The organism is Nonomuraea diastatica (genome assembly GCF_004349015.1).
In the GTDB taxonomy this organism is placed as follows: Bacteria; Actinomycetota; Actinomycetes; order Streptosporangiales; family Streptosporangiaceae; genus Nonomuraea; species Nonomuraea diastatica.
The window spans coordinates 13856-31168 of record NZ_SMKP01000012.1 but is presented as its reverse complement, the minus strand read 5'-3'; the positions used below and the strand labels follow the sequence as shown (position 1 = coordinate 31168).

The following is a 17313-nucleotide window of genomic DNA, read 5'->3' as shown; positions in this document are numbered from 1 at the left end:
CGATGGTCCCGCCGGTCAATTGTGCAGGACGACGCCGTCTTTGATGACCAGAGTGCGCGCAGGGTGAACGACCACGGCCTCCGCCGGGCCTCCCGAGGGCACGACCACCAGGTCGGCCCGGTCGCCCTCGGCCAGGCCGTAGCCCGTCAGCCCCAGCGCGCGGGCGCCGCCGTAGGTGGCGGCCTCCAGCGCCAGCTCGATGTCCTCGTCTCTGCGGAACGTGCTGCGGTAGGCGACGTGCATCGCCCGCTCCAGCATGTCGCCGCTGCCGTAGGGGCCCCACAGGTCGCGGATGCCGTCGTGACCGCACGCGATCGTGACGCCCGCGGCCCGCAGCTTCTTGATCGGCGGCACGGGGTAGGTGTAGACGGCCCCGGTCGCCAGCGCCACGCCCGCCTCGGCGAAGCCCTGCGCCAGCCGGTCGACGGAGGCCTCGTCGAGCTGGCCGAGCGCGTAGGCGTGGCTGACCGTGACCCGGCCGCCCAGCCCGAGCACCTTGGTGCGCTCGGTGATGAGCTCGAGCTCCCAGTCGCCCAGCGAGCCGCCGTCGTGCAGGTGGATGTCGAGATGCGTGCCGTAGCGCTCGGCCAGGCCGAAGATCAGGTCGAGGTGGCGCACCGGGTCGCGGTCGATGCCCGCCGGGTCGAGCCCGCCGACCGCCTCGACGCCGCTCTTCAGCGCCTCTTCGAGCAGTTCGGCGGTGCCGGGGTTGGTCAGCACGCCGTGTTGCGGGAAGGCGACCTGGCGCACGTCGAGGGGGGAGCGCGCGGCGGCCTCGCGCACGGCCTCGACGCCGCGCAGCCCGATCTCGGGATCGATGTCGGTGTGGGTGCGGACATGGGTGGTGCCGGCCGCGCTCATACGATCCAGCAGCGCGCCGATCCGCTCGACGCTCGGCACACCCAGCTCGGCCCGGCGGGCGAGGTCGTTGCCGATGCGGCCGGCGAGCGTGTCGTCGGCCGAGTGGGGCACCCACGGCCCGCCATAAAGTGTCTTGTCGAGGTGGCAGTGGGCCTCGACGAGGCCGGGCAGCACCAGCTGACCCGCGACGTCGACGACCTGGGCGGCGGGTGCGTCGATGCCCTGGCCGACACGGGCGATCCGGCCGTCGCGGACGAGGACGTCGGCGGGCGCGCCGAGCCTCCAGGGAAGCCCGCCACGGAGCAGCACGTCGGTCATGCCCAGCACCCTAAACGGCCGGACCGACGATTTCCGTGTCGCCGCTGTGACGGTTGCGGACCGCCGGCGGGCGACGCGGGCTCAGCCGGGTTGACGGGTGCGGGGGCGGGCGGGATCGATCGGGAGACCGGCTGGGTGAGCGGGGTCATCCCGGGTTGACCGGTGCGTGGGGTCGGCGGCTCGATCGGGGGGCGGCCTGGGTGAGCGGCGTCAGCTGGGATTGCGGGCGAAGAGTTCGAGATGGTGGCAGGAGCGGCATCGATAGGCCTCGATCTCCCACTTGGCCCGGCCGAAGAGCTTGGCTCCGCCGAACAGGCCGCGTTCGAGCGCACCCTCCACCCATCTGACGTATCCCTGGGAGCTCTGACCGGAGTCCATGATGAACCCGGGCTCCAGCGCCTCTTCGCCGCAATGCGTACACCGCACAATGGACATGCGGCCCGAGCGTAGTCAGATCTCCTCGAGATGGGAGACATTTGCCATATCGGCGGCGTCGGTGCTGGGCCGCCCCTCGAACCAGGCGTCGAGGATCTCGCCGAGCACCACGTCGGACGTCAGCCGGAGGCTGAGCGCGAGCACGTTGGCGTCGTTCCATGTGCGGGCGCCGTCGGCGGTGTAGGCGTCGACGCAGAGCGCGGCCCGCACGCCGGGCACCTTGTTCGCCGCGATGGACGCGCCCGTGCCCGTCCAGCAGCAGACGACCGCCTGGTCGGCCCGCCCTTCGCTGACGTCTCGCGCGGCGAGCTCGCAGGCCCACGCCCAGTCGGCGCGCTCGCCGTCGCCGAGCGCGCCGTGGGCGACCACCTCGTGCCCGCGCCCGCGCAGTTCCGCCACGACCCGCTCGGCCACGCCGTCCCTGCTGTCGGCGGCCACCGAAATCCGCATGTGTCCTCCCGGCTGCTCACCTCAGGTGTACCAGCGCCGTTCACCGTGTTCACGGATTTTCGCAGTCGTGTGCCCCCGGCTGGAATCGAACCAGCGACCTCCTGTTTCGGAAACAGGCGCGCTCTCCGGTGCGCCACGAGGGCCCGTGGCGGGTGCGGGAATCGAACCCGCCTGGAGCGACGTATGAAATCGCCGGGCACACCAGCGCCCCCACCCGCCGGGGAACGTCCGGGCGGGGCCGGGGCCGGAGGTCAGCCCCGACGCGCCCGGGACACGCCCGTGCGGCGCCGCATGCGCATTCGCCGGGTGGTCATGGGAGGTCCTTTCGCTGGATCAGGTGCCGGTATCGAGCATGGCGGTCGTACGCGCGACGGCGCAACGCTTTTTATCCCGCACGTGTCAGACTGGCGCATTGAGGCGGTATGTGCTTGGTTGTGCAGCCATATGAGCATTGACGAGAGTGACATCCCGGCGCTCGCCCGGGGGTGCGCGATCCTCGGCACCGGCGGCGGGGGAGACGTGCGTACGGGGTCGCTGGCCGCGGTCAGGGCCATCCGTGCGTACGGCGAGGTGCCGCTGGTCGAGCTGGCCGACCTGCCCGGCGACGCGCTGGTCGTGCCGCTGTCCGGGATCGGGGCGCCGACGGTCGGCCACGAGATGATCCATGGCGAGGACGAGCCCAAGCGCGTCGCCGAGGAGGTCGAGCGGCTCTTCGGCCGGCCGCCGAGCGCGATCATGTCCTCCGAGATCGGCGGCTCGAACGGGGTCGGGCCCGTCGCCTGGGCCGCGCGCCTCGGGGTGCCGCTGCTCGACGCCGACGGCATGGGCCGGGCGTTCCCCGAGGTCCAGATGGTGTCGATGTACGTGGCCGGGCTCCCGGCCGACCTGGTGATCATGTCTGACATCGTGGGAAACGTCGTGACCATCCGCCCGATCGACGGGCTCTGGTCCGAGCGCCTGGCGCGGGCCGTGTGCGTGGCCGCCGGCTCGCACGCGCTGATGGCCGACTACGTCCTCACCGCCGGCCGGGCCCGCGGCGCGGTCATCGAGGGCACGGTCACCCGCGCGCTGGGGATCGGCAGGGCCACGGAGGGAGCGGCCGACCCTCTCGGAGCGCTCCAGGACCGGCTCGGCGCGGTACGCCTGATCACCGGCAAGCTGACCGACGTGGACCGGCGCACCACCGGCGGCTTCGTCCGGGGGACGGCCACGATCGAGGGCACCGGCGACGAGCGCGGCCGCCGCCTCACCGTGGAACTGCAGAACGAGAACCTCGTCGCCGTCGAGGACGGCGCCGTGCGGGCCGGTGTGCGGGCCGGTGTGCGTGCCATGGTGCCCGACCTCATCACGATCGTGGACACCGAGACCGCCGCCGCCGTCCAGACCGAGAGCCTGAGGTACGGCCAGCGCGTCAGCGTGCTCGCCTGGCCGTGCGACCCGCTCTGGCGCACGCCCAAGGGTCTGGAGACGGCCGGGCCCAGGGCGTTCGGCTACGACCTCGACTACGTACCCGTCGAGGAGCTGACGGCGCATGGCTGACCTGCGCATAGGGATCGACGTCGGCGGCACGAACACCGACGCGGTCGTGCTCGGTGACGGCGGCCGGGTGGTGGCCAAGGCCAAGCGGCCGACCACCCGGGACGTGACCGGAGGGTTGCGGGCGGCCATGGACGCGGTGCTCGCGGAGCTGGAAGGGGCAACGGACCCGCCCGGCGCTCCCCGCCCGCGGGACGAGCAGGACGGCGGCGTGCGAAGCCGGGTGGCCCGGGTCATGCTGGGCACCACCCACGCGACCAACGCGATCCTGGAGCGCAGGAACCTCGGCCGGGTCGCCGTGCTCAGGCTCGGCGCGCCCGCCACCACCGCCGTGCCCCCGCTCTCCGGCTGGCCGGACGACCTGCGCGAGGCCGTGTCGGCGGGGGAGGCCGTCGTCCCCGGCGGGCACTACGTCGACGGCCGCGAGATCAGCGCGCCCGACCTCGGCGCCGTCCGCCGCTTCCTGGACGGCGTGGAGGCCGACGCGGTCGCCGTCACCAGCGTCTTCAGCCCGGCGAGCGACGAACACGAGCGGCTCATCGCCGAGCTGGTCACCTCCGAGTACGGCCTGCCGGTCTCGTTGAGCCACGAGATCGGCACGCTGGGGCTGCTCGAACGCGAGAACGCCACGGTGTTGAACGCCGCCCTGTACGGCGTCGCCGCCCACGTGACCGACGCGCTGAGCGCCGTCCTGGCCGAGCGTGGGCTGGATGCGCGCCCGTACCTGGCGCAGAACGACGGCACGCTCATGACGGTGGAGCACGCCGCGCGGCTGCCGGTCGCGACGATCGGCTCGGGCCCGGCCAACTCCTTGCGCGGCGCCGCGTTCCTGTCGGGCGTGGCGGACGCGGTGGTGGTGGACGTCGGCGGCACGTCCACCGATCTCGGGGTGCTGGCCGGCGGCATGCCCCGCGAGTCGGCGGCGGCGGTCGAGATCGGCGGTGTGCTCACCAACTTCCGGATGCCGGACATCCTTGCCATCGCCCTCGGCGGCGGGAGCGTGGTGCGCGGACGCGGCGTCGGCCCCGACTCCGTCGGCTACCGGATCGCCGGCGAGGCGCTGGTCTTCGGCGGGACGACGGCGACGATGACCGACGCGGCGGTGGCGGCGGGCCGCACCCCGCCGGGGGCCGCCGCATGGCGGGGGCGTCTCCCCGCGGCCCTCCTGGCCCGCGCGGCCGCACAACGGAACGGCGCGCACGCGCGGGGAGCGGCGCGCGACGGGACGGGCGGAACGCCGGTCGCGGGTGGCAGGACGGGCGGAGGACCGGTCGCGGGTGACGGGCGGGACGGTACGCGGGTCGCGGGTGACGGGCCGGACACGATCGCCGACATCCTGGCACGGGCGATCGCCGTCGCGGACGAGATGGTCATCGACGCCGTGGACCGCATGGCGCTCGGCAGGACCGACCGGCCCCTGGTCGCGGTGGGTGGCGGGGCGTTCATCCTGCCCGGCCGCATTCCGGGCGTGAGCCGGGTGATCCGTCCCGAGCACGCCGAGGTGGCCAACGCCGTGGGAGCCGCCATCGCCCTCGCGAGCGGCAGAGTCGATACGATCTTGCCTGCGGGAGATAGTCGGCCACAAGCGATCGAAAGGGCCAAGGAAGAGGCGGTGGCGCGAGCCGTGGCGGCGGGGGCGGATCCCTCCGGCGTCGAGATCGTCGATCTCCTCGAGGTGCCGCTGAGCTATCTCTCCGAGCCCGCCGTACGCGTACACGTCAAAGCAGCCGGACCCCTCGCCCGGTGAAGACCGAAAGGATCCCCCCACCATGCGCTGGCACAAGCGCTTGCTCGTAGCCGGGCTCACCGGCGTCCTGGCCCTGACCGCAGCCGCGTGCGCGGGCGGCCAGGTGCGCGGCGCAGGAGGCACGCCTGAGCCGGCGAAGAGCTCCGGCCCGGCCGCCACGCAGACCGCGAAGGCCAACGACAGCACGTTCGTCTACGTGCCGAACCTCGACGTGGTCACCGACTGGGACCCGGCCACCTCCTACTCCAACGAGATCGTCGCCCTGTCGAACATCTACGAGGGCCTGACCCGTTACAACTTCCAGTCCCGCGAGGCCGAGCCGCGCCTGGCCACCGAGTGGACGTCGGCCGAGGGCGGCAAGGAGTGGACGTTCAAGCTGCGCCAGGGCGTGAAGTTCCACTCGGGCGCCACGCTCGACGCCGAGGCTGCCAAGAAGGCGATCGAGCGGACGATCGAGAAGAAGGGCGGCGCGGCCTACATCTGGGACTCGGTCGACACGATCGAGGCCGTTGACGCGTCCACGCTGAAGTTCACGCTCAAGCTCGCCACGCCGCTCGACCTGGTCGCCTCCTCCGGGTACGCCGCCTACATCTACGACGTGGACGCGGTGGACGCCGACGGCAAGACGACCGCCGGCACCGGCCCGTACACGATCGACTCCTGGCAGAAGGGCAAGGAGACCGAGCTCACGCTGAAGGCGTTCGAGGACTACTGGGGCGGCTGGACGCCGGAGCAGTACAAGAAGGTCGCCTTCCGGGTCACCCCCGAGACCACCACCGCGTGGCAATTGTTGCAGAAGGGCGAGGTCAACTTCGTCCAGCGGCTGAACCCGCAGCTGTACGAGCAGGCCGGCATGACCGACAACGTCCAGACCGCGCGGTCACCGTCGTTCCAGAACCTGCTGGTGTTGTTCAACACGGCCGCGGGCCCGACGAAGGACGTCAGGGTCCGGCAGGCGCTCCAGCTCGCGATCGACTACGACGGCCTGGCGGCGGCGCTGAAGGGCGCGGGGCTGAAGGGCAGCGGCCTGGTGCCGGAGGGGCTGCTCGGCCACGTGAACGGCATGGAGCCCGAGCACGACCCGGCCAGGGCCCAGGAACTGCTCGCCGAAGCCGGGTACGGCCCCGACAACGCCGAGCTCAGGCTCTCCCTCACCTACGCGCAGGGCGACGAGGACCAGAAGATGCTGGTCACGCTGCTCAGCTCGGCGCTGAAGAAGCTCAACATCACGCTGCAGGCCAAGCCCATGACGTGGAGCGCCCAGTGGGACCTGGGCAAGAAGCAGGGGCAGGACATCTTCGTCATGTACTGGTATCCGGACTATCCGGACGCCTACTCGTGGTTCCTCAACGTGTTCAAGAGCGAGGACGAGCCGCGGTTCAACCTGTCGTACCTGAAGGACCGCGAGATCGACGCGGCGATCGAGAAGCTGCCCGGGCTCATGGCGACCGACGCGCTCAAGGCGGAGGACGCGTTCGAGGAGCTGCAGAAGAAGATCATCGAGGAGCAGGCGGCGGTGGCGGTGCCGTACGTGCAGACCTACCAGCGCGCGCTGACCGCCGATGTCAAGGGATATGTGGACAACCCCGCCTATCCCAACGTCGTCTTCTTCTACGACCTCGAACGCGCACGCTGAGCCCATGCTGCGCTATCTGGCCCGCCGGCTCGGCCAGGCCCTCCTGGTCGTGGCCGGCGTGGTCGTGCTCACGTTCGCTGTCATGCGGCTGGTGCCGGGGGATCCGGCGGTGGCGTTCGCCGGGCCGAAGGCGACGCCGGAGGAGCTCGCCGCGGCGCGCGAGAGGTTCGGGCTGGACGATCCGCTGCCGGCGCAGCTCCTCGCCTATGTGCGCGACCTGTTCACCGGTGACTGGGGCGTCAGCCTGCGCACCCGGCAACCCGTGCGCGAGGATCTCTATCTCGCGTTCCCCGCCTCGCTCGAACTGGTCGGGGCGGCTCTGCTGATCGCGGTCGTGGTGGGGATCCCGGTCGGCGTGCTAGCCGCCCGCTACAAGACGAAATTTCCGGACCTCGGGGTGCGGTTCGGCAGCATGCTGGCTGTCTCCGTCCCCGTCTTCTGGCTGGCCCTGGCCCTGCAACTGATCTTCGCCGGCAAACTCGACTGGTTCCCCGTGGCCGGCGAGTACGACTCCTCGCTCGACACCACCAGCCCCCTCACCCTGTGGACGAACATCACCGTCGTCGACGCCCTCATCACCGGCAACTGGCCCATCTTCACCAGCACCCTCCACCACCTGGTGTTGCCCGCCCTGGTCGTGGCCGCCTACCCCACGGGCGTCATCGCCCAGATGACCAGGGCGACCCTGATCGAGGAGTCCGGCCAGGACCACGCCAGGCTGGCACGCGCGCTCGGTTTCGGCGAGACGTCCATCCTGACCAAGTTCGCCCTGAGACCGGCGCTGAGCCCCGTGTTGTCGCTGATCGCCCTGGTCCTCGCCTACTCCATCGTCAACGGCTTCCTCGTCGAGGCGATCTTCAACTGGCCGGGCCTGGGCCGCTACGCCGCCGAGTCGATCCGCTCGCGCGACACGCCGGCCATCGCGGGCGTCACCCTCCTGGTCGCCCTGGTCTACGTCCTGGCCAACCTGGTCGTGGACGTGCTCCAGGGTTTCCTCGACCCCCGGGCGAGGACCCGATGACGAGCCCGGGCCCCGAGGTGCCGCTGCGGCGCTCCCTGCCGCGGGTCCCCGACCGGTTCGCCGCCTTCGGAGCGGTGCTCATCGTGCTCATCGTGCTGGCCGCGATCATGGCGCCGTGGCTCGCCCCGTACCCGGACGAGCCGCGCCCGCTGGAGGGGTCGCTGCCGCCGAGCGGCGCGCACTGGTTCGGCACCGACCAGCTCGGCCGCGACGTGCTCACGAGGATCCTGTACGGCGGTCGCACCTCGTTGTCCATCGCCGTGTCCGTGCTGGCGGTCTCGGCGCTGGGCGGCGTCACGCTGGGCGTGGTGGCCGGGTACGCGGGAGGCTGGGTCAGGGACGTGATCATGCGGGTCACGGACGTGTTCCTGGCCTTCCCCGCGCTGCTGCTCTCGCTGGCGCTGGCGGTCGTGTTGCCGCCGAGCGTGAACACGGTCATCCTGGCCATCGCGGTGACCTGGTGGCCGTGGTACACCCGGCTGGCCGCGTCCGTGGCCGCCTCGATCGCCACCCGCCCCTACGTGGACGCCGCCCGATGCCTCGGCGTGCCCGCGCCGCTGATCGTCCTCAGGCACGTGCTGCCGAACTCGCTCACCCCCGTCCTGGTCCAGATCTCGCTGGACGCGGGCGGCGTGATCCTCACCGCGGCGGCGCTGTCGTACCTGGGGCTGGGCGCGCAGGAGCCGACGGCGGAGTGGGGGCTGATGGTGCAGCAGGGACAGACGCTGCTCACTACGAACTGGTGGATCGGCACATTTCCCGGGCTGGCGATCCTGGTGACGGCGTTCGCGTTCAACATGCTGGGGGAAGGGCTGCGCAACGCGCTCGACCCCAGAGCGAGGACGGTCAAGTGATCGAGGTGCGTGACCTCCAGGTGCGCTACGCGGGGCGGTTGGTGGCCGACGTCCCCGAGCTGGACGTGGGCGCGGGCGAGTGCGTCGCGATCGTGGGGGAGAGCGGCTCGGGCAAGTCCACGACGCTGCTCTCGCTCCTGGGCCTCACCCAGGACGCCGAGATCTCGGGACACGTCAGGGTGTGCGGGGTCGACGTGCTCGCCGCCTCGCCGCGCGGGCTGCGCGAGATCCGGGGCGCCAGGGCGGCGCTCGTGATGCAGTCACCCCAGTCGGCGCTCAGCCCCGCCACCCGTCTCGGCGTGCTGATGCGCCGCGCGCTCAAGCTTCACGGCGTCGGGAGCGGCGCGGACCGGGGCGGGAGCCTTGACGAGATCATGGCGGAGTCCGTGGCGGCGGTCATGCTCGACCGCGCGATCCTGCGCCGCTACCCGCACGAGATCTCCGGCGGCCAGGCCCAGCGCTTCGCCATCGCGCTGGCCATCGCCCTGGGCGCCGAGGTGATCCTCGCCGACGAGCCCACCAGCGCCCTCGACGTGACCGTGCAGGCCGAGGTGGTCGGCGTGCTCCGCCGGCTCAGGGAGGAACGAGGGCTGGCGCTCCTGCTCGTCTCCCATGACCTGGCCCTGGTCTCGACGATCGCCGACCGGGTGCTCGTCATGAAGGAGGGGGAGGTGGTGGAGTCGGGTCCCGCCGCGAGGGTGCTGACCGAGCCGTCGCACCCCTACACGCGCGAGCTGCTGGAGGCGCTACCGTGACCATGCTCAGGGCCGAGCGGGTGACCCTCGGGTACGCCGGGCGCGCGGTCGTGCACGACGTGAGCCTGGACATCACCGCGGGCGGCGTCGGGCTGATCGGGGAGAGCGGCTCCGGCAAGACGACCCTGGCGCGCGCGTTCCTGGGCCTCCTCACCCCCATGGCCGGAAATATCTGGTACGGCGACCAAACCCTCAAAAAAGCGGACATGCGGAAGTTCCGCAAGGACGTCCAGCCCGTCTTCCAGGCCGAGGCCCTCGACCCCAGGATGCGTATCGGCGCCTCCGTGGCCGAGGCCCTGCCCCGCGCCGCCAGAGCCAGGGTGCCGGAGCTGCTCGAACAGGTCGGCCTCGACCCCGGACTGGTCGCCCGCAGGCCGCACCAGCTCTCGGGAGGCCAGCGCCAGCGGGTGGTGATCGCCAGGGCCCTGGCGGCCGGCCCTCGCCTGCTCATCCTGGACGAGCCCACGAGCGCGCTCGACGTCACCGTCCAGGCCAGGATCCTCGACCTGATCGCCTCTCTGGACACCGAGCGCCTGCTGATCACCCACAACCTCGCCGTGGTGCAGCGGCTCTGCCGCACCTCGCACGTATTGTTCGCGGGCCGGGTCGTCGAGTCGGGCCCCACGCGCGACCTCCTGGCGAACCCGGCTCACCCCTACACCCGGGCCCTGCGCGACGCCGTGCCGAAGCTCGGCGGGCCCCCGAGCTCAGGCAGAGCGGAGGCCGGGGGCCCGACGGAGGCCGTGCCGGCGGAGGCGGGCTGCCCGTTCAGGCTGCGCTGCCCGCTGGCTGCGCCCGGATGCGAGCGGCCGCCCGCGCTCAGGGACGTGCGGGGCCGTCAGGTGGCCTGCCACCGGGCGGAGGACGTGCTGGTCACCTAGCCGGGAAGCGCTCCTTGAGGTGCGCGGTGAAGTCTTCGGCGAGTTTGTCCATCAGCTTGGCCAGCTCCGCGCGCTCCTCCGGGGGCCAGCCGGCCGTGGCGCCCTCGAACCACTCGGCCGTCACCTGGCGGCACCTGCTCGCGGCCTCGGCTCCGTCTTCGGTGAGCGCGATGCGCCAGGCCCGGCCGTCATCGGGGTCGCGTACCCGCTCGACCAGCTTGCGTGCCTCCAGCGCGGCGACGTGCCGGGTCACGTGTGGGCTCTCCACCTGCAGTCCTTCGGCGATCGCGCCGATCCTGCACGGCTCGCCCGCGTCCAGCAGGTGGACGAGGATCTGCACGTCGGGCCGGTCGAGCCGAACGCCCGCGGCCTCGGTCAGCCGCTCGTGCGTCTTGGCGCGGTGGAGCGTGGCCGTGAGCCGGCGGTAAGCCGAGACCATCCTGTTGAGATCGTCGTCCATCGGTTTGCTTACCTAACTTAGGTATGTATCATCGTTCCTCGACTACTTACCCAAGTTATCTAAAGGGAGCGGAACATGGCGACAGCCGTCGCAACCGCGCGCCGTGGCACCTTGGCGCGCAACCCCTGGCCGGCCGTAGTGTCACTGGCCTTCGCCGCGTCCATCGCAGCCTTGCAGAACACCGCGGTCGTGCCGTTGCTTCCCGTGCTGCAACGCGAGCTGGACGCCTCGCTCGCCGCCGTGAGCTGGACGTTGACGTTGAGCCTGCTGGTCGCCGCGGTCTCCACGCCGCTGTTGTCGCGCTTCGGCGACATGTACGGCAGGCGCCGCATGATCCTCGGCGCCCTGGCGCTGCTGGTGGCCGGCTCCGTGATGGCGGCGCTGGCGACCTCACTGACCTGGTTGATGGTGGCGCGGGTGCTGCAGGGGTTCGTGGCCGCGCTCGTGCCGCTGTCGATCGGCGTGGTGCGCGACACACTGCCCGGACGCCAGCTCGCGACCGGCATCGGCGTGCTCAGCGCGACGATGGGATTCGGCGCCGGTGGCGGGATGATTGTGGCCGGGCTCGCTTCGGGAGACTGGCACCTGGTCTTCTGGATCACGGCCGCCATCTCCCTGGTGGCCGCCGTCTTCGTGGCCTTCCTCGTACGCGACCACGCGCCGGCCGTCAAGGGCCGCCCCGACCTGCTCGGCGCGGGGCTGCTGACCGCCTGGCTGGTCGCGCTGCTGCTGGCCATCAGCGAGGGCGGCTCGTGGGGATGGACCTCGCCCGGCGTGCTCGGGCTGTTCGCGGCCGCGGCGGTGCTGGCGGCCGTGTGGGTCGTGGTCGAGCGCCGGGTGCCCGAGCCGCTGGTGCAGATGTCGATGCTGGTCCATCGGGGCACGGTCGGCGCGACGGTGGCCTCGATGTTGCTCGGCCTCGCGTTTTTCACCCTCCTGACCGGCATCTCCGGGTTCGCCCAGGCGCCCGCCGATTCCGGCTACGGCCTGGCCGCCTCCACCCTGCAGGTCGGGCTCTACCTGCTGCCCAGCACGCTGTTCATGCTGGTGATCTCCCTGTTCGCGGGCCGGTTGATGCGCCACTTCCACGCCTCGTCCCTGGTGGCCACGGGCTCGGCGGTGACAGGGCTGGCGGCGTTGTGGCTGGTGGCCAGGCACGAAGGCCCCGCCGACCTGTACATGGCGGCCTCGCTGATGGGGATCGGCTTCGGCATCGGATACGCGGCGCTCGGCACCATGGCCGTCGAGCACGTCGACCCGGGCATGACGGCCGTCGCCGCGGGCGTGAACGCGCTCGTGCGCATCGTGGGCGGCAGCACCGCCGGCGCCGCGATCGCCGCCATCCTGGCCGCCAGTCCCGGCGTGCGCGGCTACCAGTGGGTCTTCGGCGTGGCCGCGGCGGCCGGAGCGGTGGCCGCGCTGTTCGCGGCCACGTACGGATGGCTCAACCGCCGGGCGGTCACAGCGCCTTCAGCCCGCTGATCACCTCGAGCAACACCTTCGCGTCGGGGGCGGGAGGCGGGTGTTCGACCTGCACGAGCCGGCGCGCGTGCAGGTCGCCGACCAGCACCCTGATCACGCCGATGGGCAGGTTGAGCTCGGCCGCCACGTCCACGAGCCGGGTCGGCTGAGTGCACTTCTGCAGGATGATCAGATGTTCGGGGTCGAGCCCTCGCGGCGTCGTCAGGCCGCCGGACGTGATGATCACCGCGATGAGGTCGATGGCCTCGCTCGCGGGCACCGTACGGCCCCTCGTCAGCAGGTAGGCGGGGACGATCGGACCGGCGTCCTCGTCCAGCCAGCGCTCTTCTGGCCTGTCACTCACTGCGCACCACCCGCATGGGTCGAGCGGGTTCCTTGACGTGGGGCTCCGGGTCCGGATCGGCCACGTGCTCAGCCGGGATCAACACGATCGCGGTGGTCCCTCCATATGGTGAACCGCGTAGTGTCACGCGGATGTCATGCCTGGCGGCCAGGCGGGAGACGACGAAAAGGCCGAGCCTGTCGCTGTCGGCCAGGTCGAACTCCGGTGGGCTGGCCAGCCGCTCGTTGAGTTCGGCCAGCACCTCAGCGCTCATCCCGAGCCCGCGGTCCTCGACCTCGAAGACGAACCCTCGGGCCGCCTCCTCGCCGCGCACGATGACCTGGGTGTGAACGGGGGAGTAGACGGTGGCGTTCTCGATCAGCTCCGCGACGAGGTGGATCACGTCGCCGACGACGGGGCCCGCAAGGCGCTGGCCGGACATCGGCTCGACGGTGACCCGCGGGTAGTCCTCCACCTCGGCGGCCGCCCCGCGAGCGACGTCGAGCAGCGGCACCGGGCGGCTCCAGCCGCGGCCCGGCGTGGCGCCCGACAGGATGATCAGGCCCTCGGCGTGACGGCGCATGCGGGTGGTGAGGTGGTCGAGCTTGAACAGGTCCTCGAGGGCGTCCGGGTCGGTCGCGCGGTGCTGCATGTCCTCCAGCTGGATGCGCTGGCGGTGCAGCAACGTCTGGCTGCGCCTGGCCAGGTTGCGGAAGACGTGGCCGACGCCCTCGTTGAGCCGCGCCTGCCCGATGGCGGCCTCGACGGCGGTCTGCTGAACCGTGGAGAAGGCCTGCCCGACGTCGTCGATCTCGACGGTGGTGCTCGCCACCGACACCTCGGGCAGCTCGACCCGCTCGCCCCTGCGCAGCTTGCCGACCACGTGCGGCAGGCGCTCCTGCGCCACCTCCAGCGCGGCCAGCCGGAGCGCGCCGAGCTCCCGGGACAGCCGGTTGCCCATCCGCAGCGAGAACACGATCGACACGATCACCAGCACCAGGGCCGTCCCCGCCAGCATGAACGCCCGCGAGAGCACCTGGTCGGCCACCGGGTCGGCGCGCTCGTTCAGGTTGGTGCTGGCCCGCATCTGGGCCGCCTGGAACGTCTCGGCCAGCTCCTCCGTGACGCTCAGCCAGTCACGCGGCGAGCGGCCGGAGATGATCTGGTCCTCCATCATCCGCATCCGCTGGTAGGCGGCGGAGGTGATCAGGGCGACCTGGGGGTCGCGCAGTGGCGGGTCGAGCTCGCCGAGCGCCTGGTCGACGAGGAACCGCCGGTTGCCGACGATCTGCGTGAACATCCTGCGCTCCGCGGCCGTGGTCGGCCCGAGCGCGATGGCCTGCTCCCGGGTGAGCAGCTCCTTGGCGTAGCTCATGTCGATGTTGACGCGCGACTGCTCGTAGATCGGGATGTCGTCGATGAGCGCGACGCGGCGGTGCAGGCCGAACAGCTCGTCCACGATCGCGTCGTAGGACTCCACGGCGTGCAGGCGGTCACTCAGGCTCGTGTCGATCTCTCCCCTGATCACGTCGAGCCTGTTCAGTTGCGTGTACACCGCGTTCACCTGCGTGCGGATCTCTTCCGATCTGTCCTTGGAGTTGTCCGAGAGCCGCCTGAAGGTGTCCTCGGCGGCGTCGGTACGGCTACGCTGCGCCTCCACCGCGGTCTGGGCCGCCATGTGGCGCAGGTGCTTGGCCGAGACGAGACGCTCTTGCTGGAGCTCGTTGATCAGTTTGTACGCTGGATGGCGGAGGTTCGTCCAGAGTGTCTTGTACTCGCGTAGCTCCAAGCTTTCTGTGGCGGTGACGGCGGTGATGACGCCCCACAACACCACCATGGAGGTCAGAGGCACCAGTAGGAGTCCGATGATCTTCATGCGGATCGTTCGGCTACGACCCATGGCACCTCACTCCGGTCGGTCCCCTGCTGGCAACCCCGGACGGGACAAGCCCTGAGGATAGCAATTCGATCACCAGATTGCCCAATTTTTCGGGAGTTTTGGACATGTTTTCATGATCATGCAGTAGGTTTCCCGGGTACATCGGTGACGGAGGGGGACACGTTGCGCAGTCGTCTCGTTGCGGCCGCGGCGCTGGTGCTCCTCGCGGCGTGCTCGCCTCCCACGGAAGTGCGCGAGGCGCCGGAAGGCACGGCGCCCTTCGTGCACGTCTACAACACCGACGTGATCACCGAGTGGGACCCGAGCCGCTCCTACTCCAACGAGATCATCGCCTTCCAGAACATCTACGAGACCCTCACCCACTGGAACCCGGTCACCAAACTCGCCACCCCCCGCCTGGCCACGTCGTGGCACGCCTCGGCCGACGGCCGCAGCTGGACGTTCACCATCCGATCAGGCGTGACCTTCCACACGGGCAGGCCGGTGGACGCGGCGGCCGTCAAGGCCTCGATCGAGCGCACCATGAACGCCAAGACCGGCGCCTCCTACATCTGGAACGCCGTCTCCTCCATCAGGGTCGACGACCCCGAGACGGTGACCTTCACGCTGCGTTATCCCGTCCCGCTCGACCTGGTGGCCTCCTCCGGGTACGCCGCCTACATCTACGACACGAAGGCGGCTCCGGACCTGACGAAGTGGTTCGCGCAGGGAAGGGACGCGGGTTCTGGACCGTACACGGTGGCCCAGTGGCAGAAGGGTGCGGAGGAGGAGCTCACGCTCACCGCGTACGACGGCTACTGGGGTGGCTGGCGCAGGCCGCACTACAACACGGTCAAGTTCCGTGCCGTGCCCGACCCCGGCAGGGCGTACCGGATGTTGCTGGACGGCGAGGCGACCTTCGTCGACCGGCTCTCACCCCAGTTGTTCGCCAGGGCCTCGAAGACGCCGGGCATCCGCACGTCGGAGCGGCGCTCGTTCACCACGGCGATGATGCTCTTCAACACCGCGCGCGGCCCGATGAAGGACATCCGGGTGCGCCGCGCGATCCAGAAGGCCGTCGACTACCAGGGCGTGGTGCGGGCGCTCCAGGGGGCCGTGGGCCCGGCAAGCGGCGTCGTGCCAGAAGGGCTGCTGGGCCACGTGCCGGGCAGGGAGCCCCGGCAGGACCTGGAGGGCGCCGCCCGGCTGCTGCGGAAGGCGGGCCACGGGCCCGGCGGCGAGCCGCTGCGGCTGCGCGTGACGTACGGGCGGGGCCAGCCCGACCAGCAGCTGCTCGTCACGAAGCTGCGGGCGGCGCTGCGCCCGCTCAACGTCACCCTCGACACCCGGCCCATGCACTGGAACGCGCAGTGGGAGCTGGGCAAGAAACGCGGCCAGGACATCTTCATCATGTACTGGTGGCCCGACTACGCCGACGGCTACTCCTACTTCGGCAACGTCTTCCACAGCGCGGACAAGCCGGAGTTCAACCTGTCCTACCTCCGCGACCACACCCTGGACGCGCTGCTCGACCCGGTGCCCGAGCTGACCGTGACCGACAAGGCGGCGGCGCAGCGGGCCTACGAGCAGGCCACGGTCAGGGTGCTCGACCAGCGGGTGGCCGCGGCGCTGCCGTGGGTGGTCTACTCGCAGCGCGCCTACCTGGGCGGCGTCGAGGGATATGACGACAACCCGGCCTATCCCGACGTGGTCTTCGTCCACAGCCTCAGGCCGTCGGGGTGACCTCCTCAGAGGTGTCGCCGCGTGCGGTGTCGACCCGCTCGCGCAGGCGGGCCCTGATCTCCTCGGGCGTGTAGGCGCGGCGGCGCCGCTCCGCCCGTGCGATCACCACCCCCGTGGCCGCCACTCCCATGATTCCGGCCAGACCGAGCATCTTCCACCAGCGCATGTGCCTAGGCTAACGGTGTGCTGACTCTCGACGAGGCCGTCAAGGTGACGCGCACCGGTGACCTGTGGGTCTTCCGCGGGCGCTCGGTGCCCGACCGCGCCATCCAGACGATGACCAACAGCCCGGTCAACCACGTGGGCATGGCGATCGTGATCGAGGACCTGCCGCCCATGATGTGGCACGCCGAGCTGGGCCGGTCGCTGCCCGACCTGTGGGCGGGCACGCACCACCGCGGAGTGCAGCTGCACGACCTGCGCGACGCCGTGACGGTCTGGGCCGACCGCTACGACCAGCGGCCCTGGCTGCGCCAGCTGGACCCTGAGGCGACGCGCGAGATGGAGGACGCCGCCCTGCGCACGGTCGCCCGGCTCGACGGCACCCCGTTCCCCTCCACCACCCGGCTGGCCGCCCGCTGGGCCAGGGGCCGGATCCCGCGCCGCCGCCGGGAGCAGACGCTGGAGAGCGCCTACTGCGCCGAGGTCGTGGCGGTCACCTACGAGGAGATGGGGCTGCTGCCCGCCGGTCGCCGGCCCAACTGGTACGACCCCGGCAGGTTCTGGAGCGGTGACGACCTGGGGCTGCTCATGGGATACCGGCTCGGCAACGAGATCACCGTGGGCGTCGAGCGCGCGCAGCGCTGAAACGTAAAAAGCGGGCAAAGGTCGCGGGCGTCCGGGGTGGCCCTGCCCGCCGAAGGCGGCCGTGATCCGGCCGCTGGGCGTGCTCTCGGCGCAGATGGCGAAGATGAGGAACATTTGACGCATTAG

At 71.2% G+C, this 17313-nt stretch carries 17 protein-coding genes and 2 tRNA genes; 10 read left to right on the top strand and 9 right to left on the bottom strand.

Translation table 11 applies throughout. The features are described from left to right. Nucleotides 1–15: 15 nt before the first annotated feature. The 5 genes from E1294_RS06175 to E1294_RS52470 all read right to left on the bottom strand — a co-directional run bounded on the left by E1294_RS06175 (nt 16) and on the right by E1294_RS52470 (nt 2283). Nucleotides 16–1179: an amidohydrolase gene (locus E1294_RS06175; RefSeq protein ID WP_132505516.1), complete on the bottom strand. Its 1164-nt coding sequence runs from the start codon at nt 1177–1179 to the stop codon at nt 16–18. Nucleotides 1180–1389: 210 nt separating this feature from the next. Beyond that, entirely contained in the window at nt 1390–1614 is a 225-nt protein-coding gene (locus E1294_RS06170) for a PF20097 family protein (RefSeq protein ID WP_132505513.1), read from the bottom strand. A gap of 15 nt (nt 1615–1629) precedes the next feature. Further along, entirely contained in the window at nt 1630–2064 is a 435-nt protein-coding gene (locus E1294_RS06165; RefSeq protein WP_132505510.1) for an RpiB/LacA/LacB family sugar-phosphate isomerase, read from the bottom strand. Between the two features lie 70 nt (nt 2065–2134). Continuing rightward, nucleotides 2135–2207, bottom strand: a tRNA-Arg gene (locus E1294_RS06160). 3 nt (nt 2208–2210) lie between these two features. Beyond that, nucleotides 2211–2283 (bottom strand) — tRNA-Met (locus E1294_RS52470). 225 nt (nt 2284–2508) lie between these two features. Between E1294_RS52470 and E1294_RS06155 the strand changes: the two genes are divergently transcribed. The 7 genes from E1294_RS06155 to E1294_RS06125 are packed head-to-tail and all read left to right on the top strand — an operon-like array spanning nt 2509 to nt 10494. Then, nucleotides 2509–3603, top strand: a complete 1095-nt coding sequence (locus tag E1294_RS06155; protein ID WP_132505507.1) for an S-methyl thiohydantoin desulfurase family protein — start codon at nt 2509–2511, stop codon at nt 3601–3603. Continuing rightward, the gene (locus tag E1294_RS06150; protein ID WP_132505504.1) at nt 3596–5347 is read left to right on the top strand and encodes a hydantoinase/oxoprolinase N-terminal domain-containing protein; all 1752 of its coding nucleotides are present in this window, start codon (nt 3596–3598) and stop codon (nt 5345–5347) included. The genes E1294_RS06155 and E1294_RS06150 overlap by 8 nt, the downstream gene beginning before the upstream one ends. A gap of 22 nt (nt 5348–5369) precedes the next feature. Continuing rightward, nucleotides 5370–6983, top strand: a complete 1614-nt coding sequence (locus E1294_RS06145; protein ID WP_132505501.1) for an ABC transporter substrate-binding protein — start codon at nt 5370–5372, stop codon at nt 6981–6983. 4 nt (nt 6984–6987) lie between these two features. Further along, nucleotides 6988–8004: an ABC transporter permease gene (locus tag E1294_RS06140; protein ID WP_132505498.1), complete on the top strand. Its 1017-nt coding sequence runs from the start codon at nt 6988–6990 to the stop codon at nt 8002–8004. Further along, on the top strand, nt 8001–8858 hold the full coding sequence (locus E1294_RS06135) for an ABC transporter permease (RefSeq protein WP_132505495.1): 858 nt from the start codon (nt 8001–8003) through the stop codon (nt 8856–8858). The genes E1294_RS06140 and E1294_RS06135 overlap by 4 nt, the downstream gene beginning before the upstream one ends. Next, on the top strand, nt 8855–9613 hold the full coding sequence (locus E1294_RS06130) for an ATP-binding cassette domain-containing protein (protein ID WP_132505492.1): 759 nt from the start codon (nt 8855–8857) through the stop codon (nt 9611–9613). Before E1294_RS06135 ends, E1294_RS06130 begins: the two co-directional genes overlap by 4 nt. A 2-nt stretch (nt 9614–9615) precedes the next feature. Then, complete coding sequence (locus E1294_RS06125; RefSeq protein WP_246082852.1) at nt 9616–10494, top strand: ABC transporter ATP-binding protein; 879 nt, start codon at nt 9616–9618, stop codon at nt 10492–10494. Here E1294_RS06125 and E1294_RS06120 read toward each other — a convergent pair. Beyond that, nucleotides 10487–10954 carry a MarR family winged helix-turn-helix transcriptional regulator gene (locus tag E1294_RS06120; RefSeq protein WP_132505486.1) on the bottom strand — a complete coding sequence of 156 codons (468 nt, stop codon included), beginning with the start codon at nt 10952–10954 and terminating at the stop codon, nt 10487–10489. The genes E1294_RS06125 and E1294_RS06120 overlap by 8 nt on opposite strands. Nucleotides 10955–11029: 75 nt before the next feature. Here E1294_RS06120 and E1294_RS06115 point away from each other — a divergent pair, with 75 nt between their 5' ends. Beyond that, nucleotides 11030–12436 (top strand): MFS transporter, encoded by a 1407-nt coding sequence (locus E1294_RS06115; RefSeq protein ID WP_132505483.1) that lies wholly within the window; start codon nt 11030–11032, stop codon nt 12434–12436. Here E1294_RS06115 and E1294_RS06110 read toward each other — a convergent pair. Both E1294_RS06110 and E1294_RS06105 read right to left on the bottom strand, forming a co-directional pair. Beyond that, nucleotides 12414–12779, bottom strand: a complete 366-nt coding sequence (locus tag E1294_RS06110) for a DUF742 domain-containing protein (RefSeq protein ID WP_132505480.1) — start codon at nt 12777–12779, stop codon at nt 12414–12416. The two genes, E1294_RS06115 and E1294_RS06110, sit on opposite strands and share 23 nt — an antisense overlap. Beyond that, nucleotides 12772–14634 carry a sensor histidine kinase gene (locus tag E1294_RS06105; protein ID WP_132505477.1) on the bottom strand — a complete coding sequence of 621 codons (1863 nt, stop codon included), beginning with the start codon at nt 14632–14634 and terminating at the stop codon, nt 12772–12774. The genes E1294_RS06110 and E1294_RS06105 overlap by 8 nt, the downstream gene beginning before the upstream one ends. Nucleotides 14635–14820: 186 nt before the next feature. On the opposite strand from E1294_RS06105, the gene E1294_RS06100 reads away from it, so the two are divergent. Then, nucleotides 14821–16380, top strand: coding sequence for an ABC transporter substrate-binding protein (locus E1294_RS06100; RefSeq protein ID WP_132505474.1), 1560 nt, complete (start codon nt 14821–14823; stop codon nt 16378–16380). Here E1294_RS06100 and E1294_RS06095 read toward each other — a convergent pair. Continuing rightward, nucleotides 16364–16546 carry a hypothetical protein gene (locus E1294_RS06095; RefSeq protein WP_132505471.1) on the bottom strand — a complete coding sequence of 61 codons (183 nt, stop codon included), beginning with the start codon at nt 16544–16546 and terminating at the stop codon, nt 16364–16366. The two genes, E1294_RS06100 and E1294_RS06095, sit on opposite strands and share 17 nt — an antisense overlap. 20 nt (nt 16547–16566) lie before the next feature. Here E1294_RS06095 and E1294_RS06090 point away from each other — a divergent pair, with 20 nt between their 5' ends. After that, the gene (locus E1294_RS06090) at nt 16567–17187 is read left to right on the top strand and encodes a hypothetical protein (RefSeq protein ID WP_220447596.1); all 621 of its coding nucleotides are present in this window, start codon (nt 16567–16569) and stop codon (nt 17185–17187) included. Nucleotides 17188–17313 lie beyond the last annotated feature (126 nt).

Bases quoted from the DNA above. Each gene is read 5' to 3' on its own strand.
- E1294_RS06175 (WP_132505516.1), bottom strand. From the start codon at position 1,179: ATGACCGACGTGCTGCTCCGTGGCGGGCTTCCCTGGAGGCTCGGCGCG.
- E1294_RS06170 (WP_132505513.1), bottom strand. From the start codon at position 1,614: ATGTCCATTGTGCGGTGTACGCATTGCGGCGAAGAGGCGCTGGAGCCC.
- E1294_RS06165 (WP_132505510.1), bottom strand. From the start codon at position 2,064: ATGCGGATTTCGGTGGCCGCCGACAGCAGGGACGGCGTGGCCGAGCGG.
- E1294_RS06155 (WP_132505507.1), top strand. From the start codon at position 2,509: ATGAGCATTGACGAGAGTGACATCCCGGCGCTCGCCCGGGGGTGCGCG.
- E1294_RS06150 (WP_132505504.1), top strand. From the start codon at position 3,596: ATGGCTGACCTGCGCATAGGGATCGACGTCGGCGGCACGAACACCGAC.
- E1294_RS06145 (WP_132505501.1), top strand. From the start codon at position 5,370: ATGCGCTGGCACAAGCGCTTGCTCGTAGCCGGGCTCACCGGCGTCCTG.
- E1294_RS06140 (WP_132505498.1), top strand. From the start codon at position 6,988: ATGCTGCGCTATCTGGCCCGCCGGCTCGGCCAGGCCCTCCTGGTCGTG.
- E1294_RS06135 (WP_132505495.1), top strand. From the start codon at position 8,001: ATGACGAGCCCGGGCCCCGAGGTGCCGCTGCGGCGCTCCCTGCCGCGG.
- E1294_RS06125 (WP_246082852.1), top strand. From the start codon at position 9,616: ATGCTCAGGGCCGAGCGGGTGACCCTCGGGTACGCCGGGCGCGCGGTC.
- E1294_RS06120 (WP_132505486.1), bottom strand. From the start codon at position 10,954: ATGGACGACGATCTCAACAGGATGGTCTCGGCTTACCGCCGGCTCACG.
- E1294_RS06115 (WP_132505483.1), top strand. From the start codon at position 11,030: ATGGCGACAGCCGTCGCAACCGCGCGCCGTGGCACCTTGGCGCGCAAC.
- E1294_RS06105 (WP_132505477.1), bottom strand. From the start codon at position 14,634: ATGAAGATCATCGGACTCCTACTGGTGCCTCTGACCTCCATGGTGGTG.
- E1294_RS06095 (WP_132505471.1), bottom strand. From the start codon at position 16,546: ATGCGCTGGTGGAAGATGCTCGGTCTGGCCGGAATCATGGGAGTGGCG.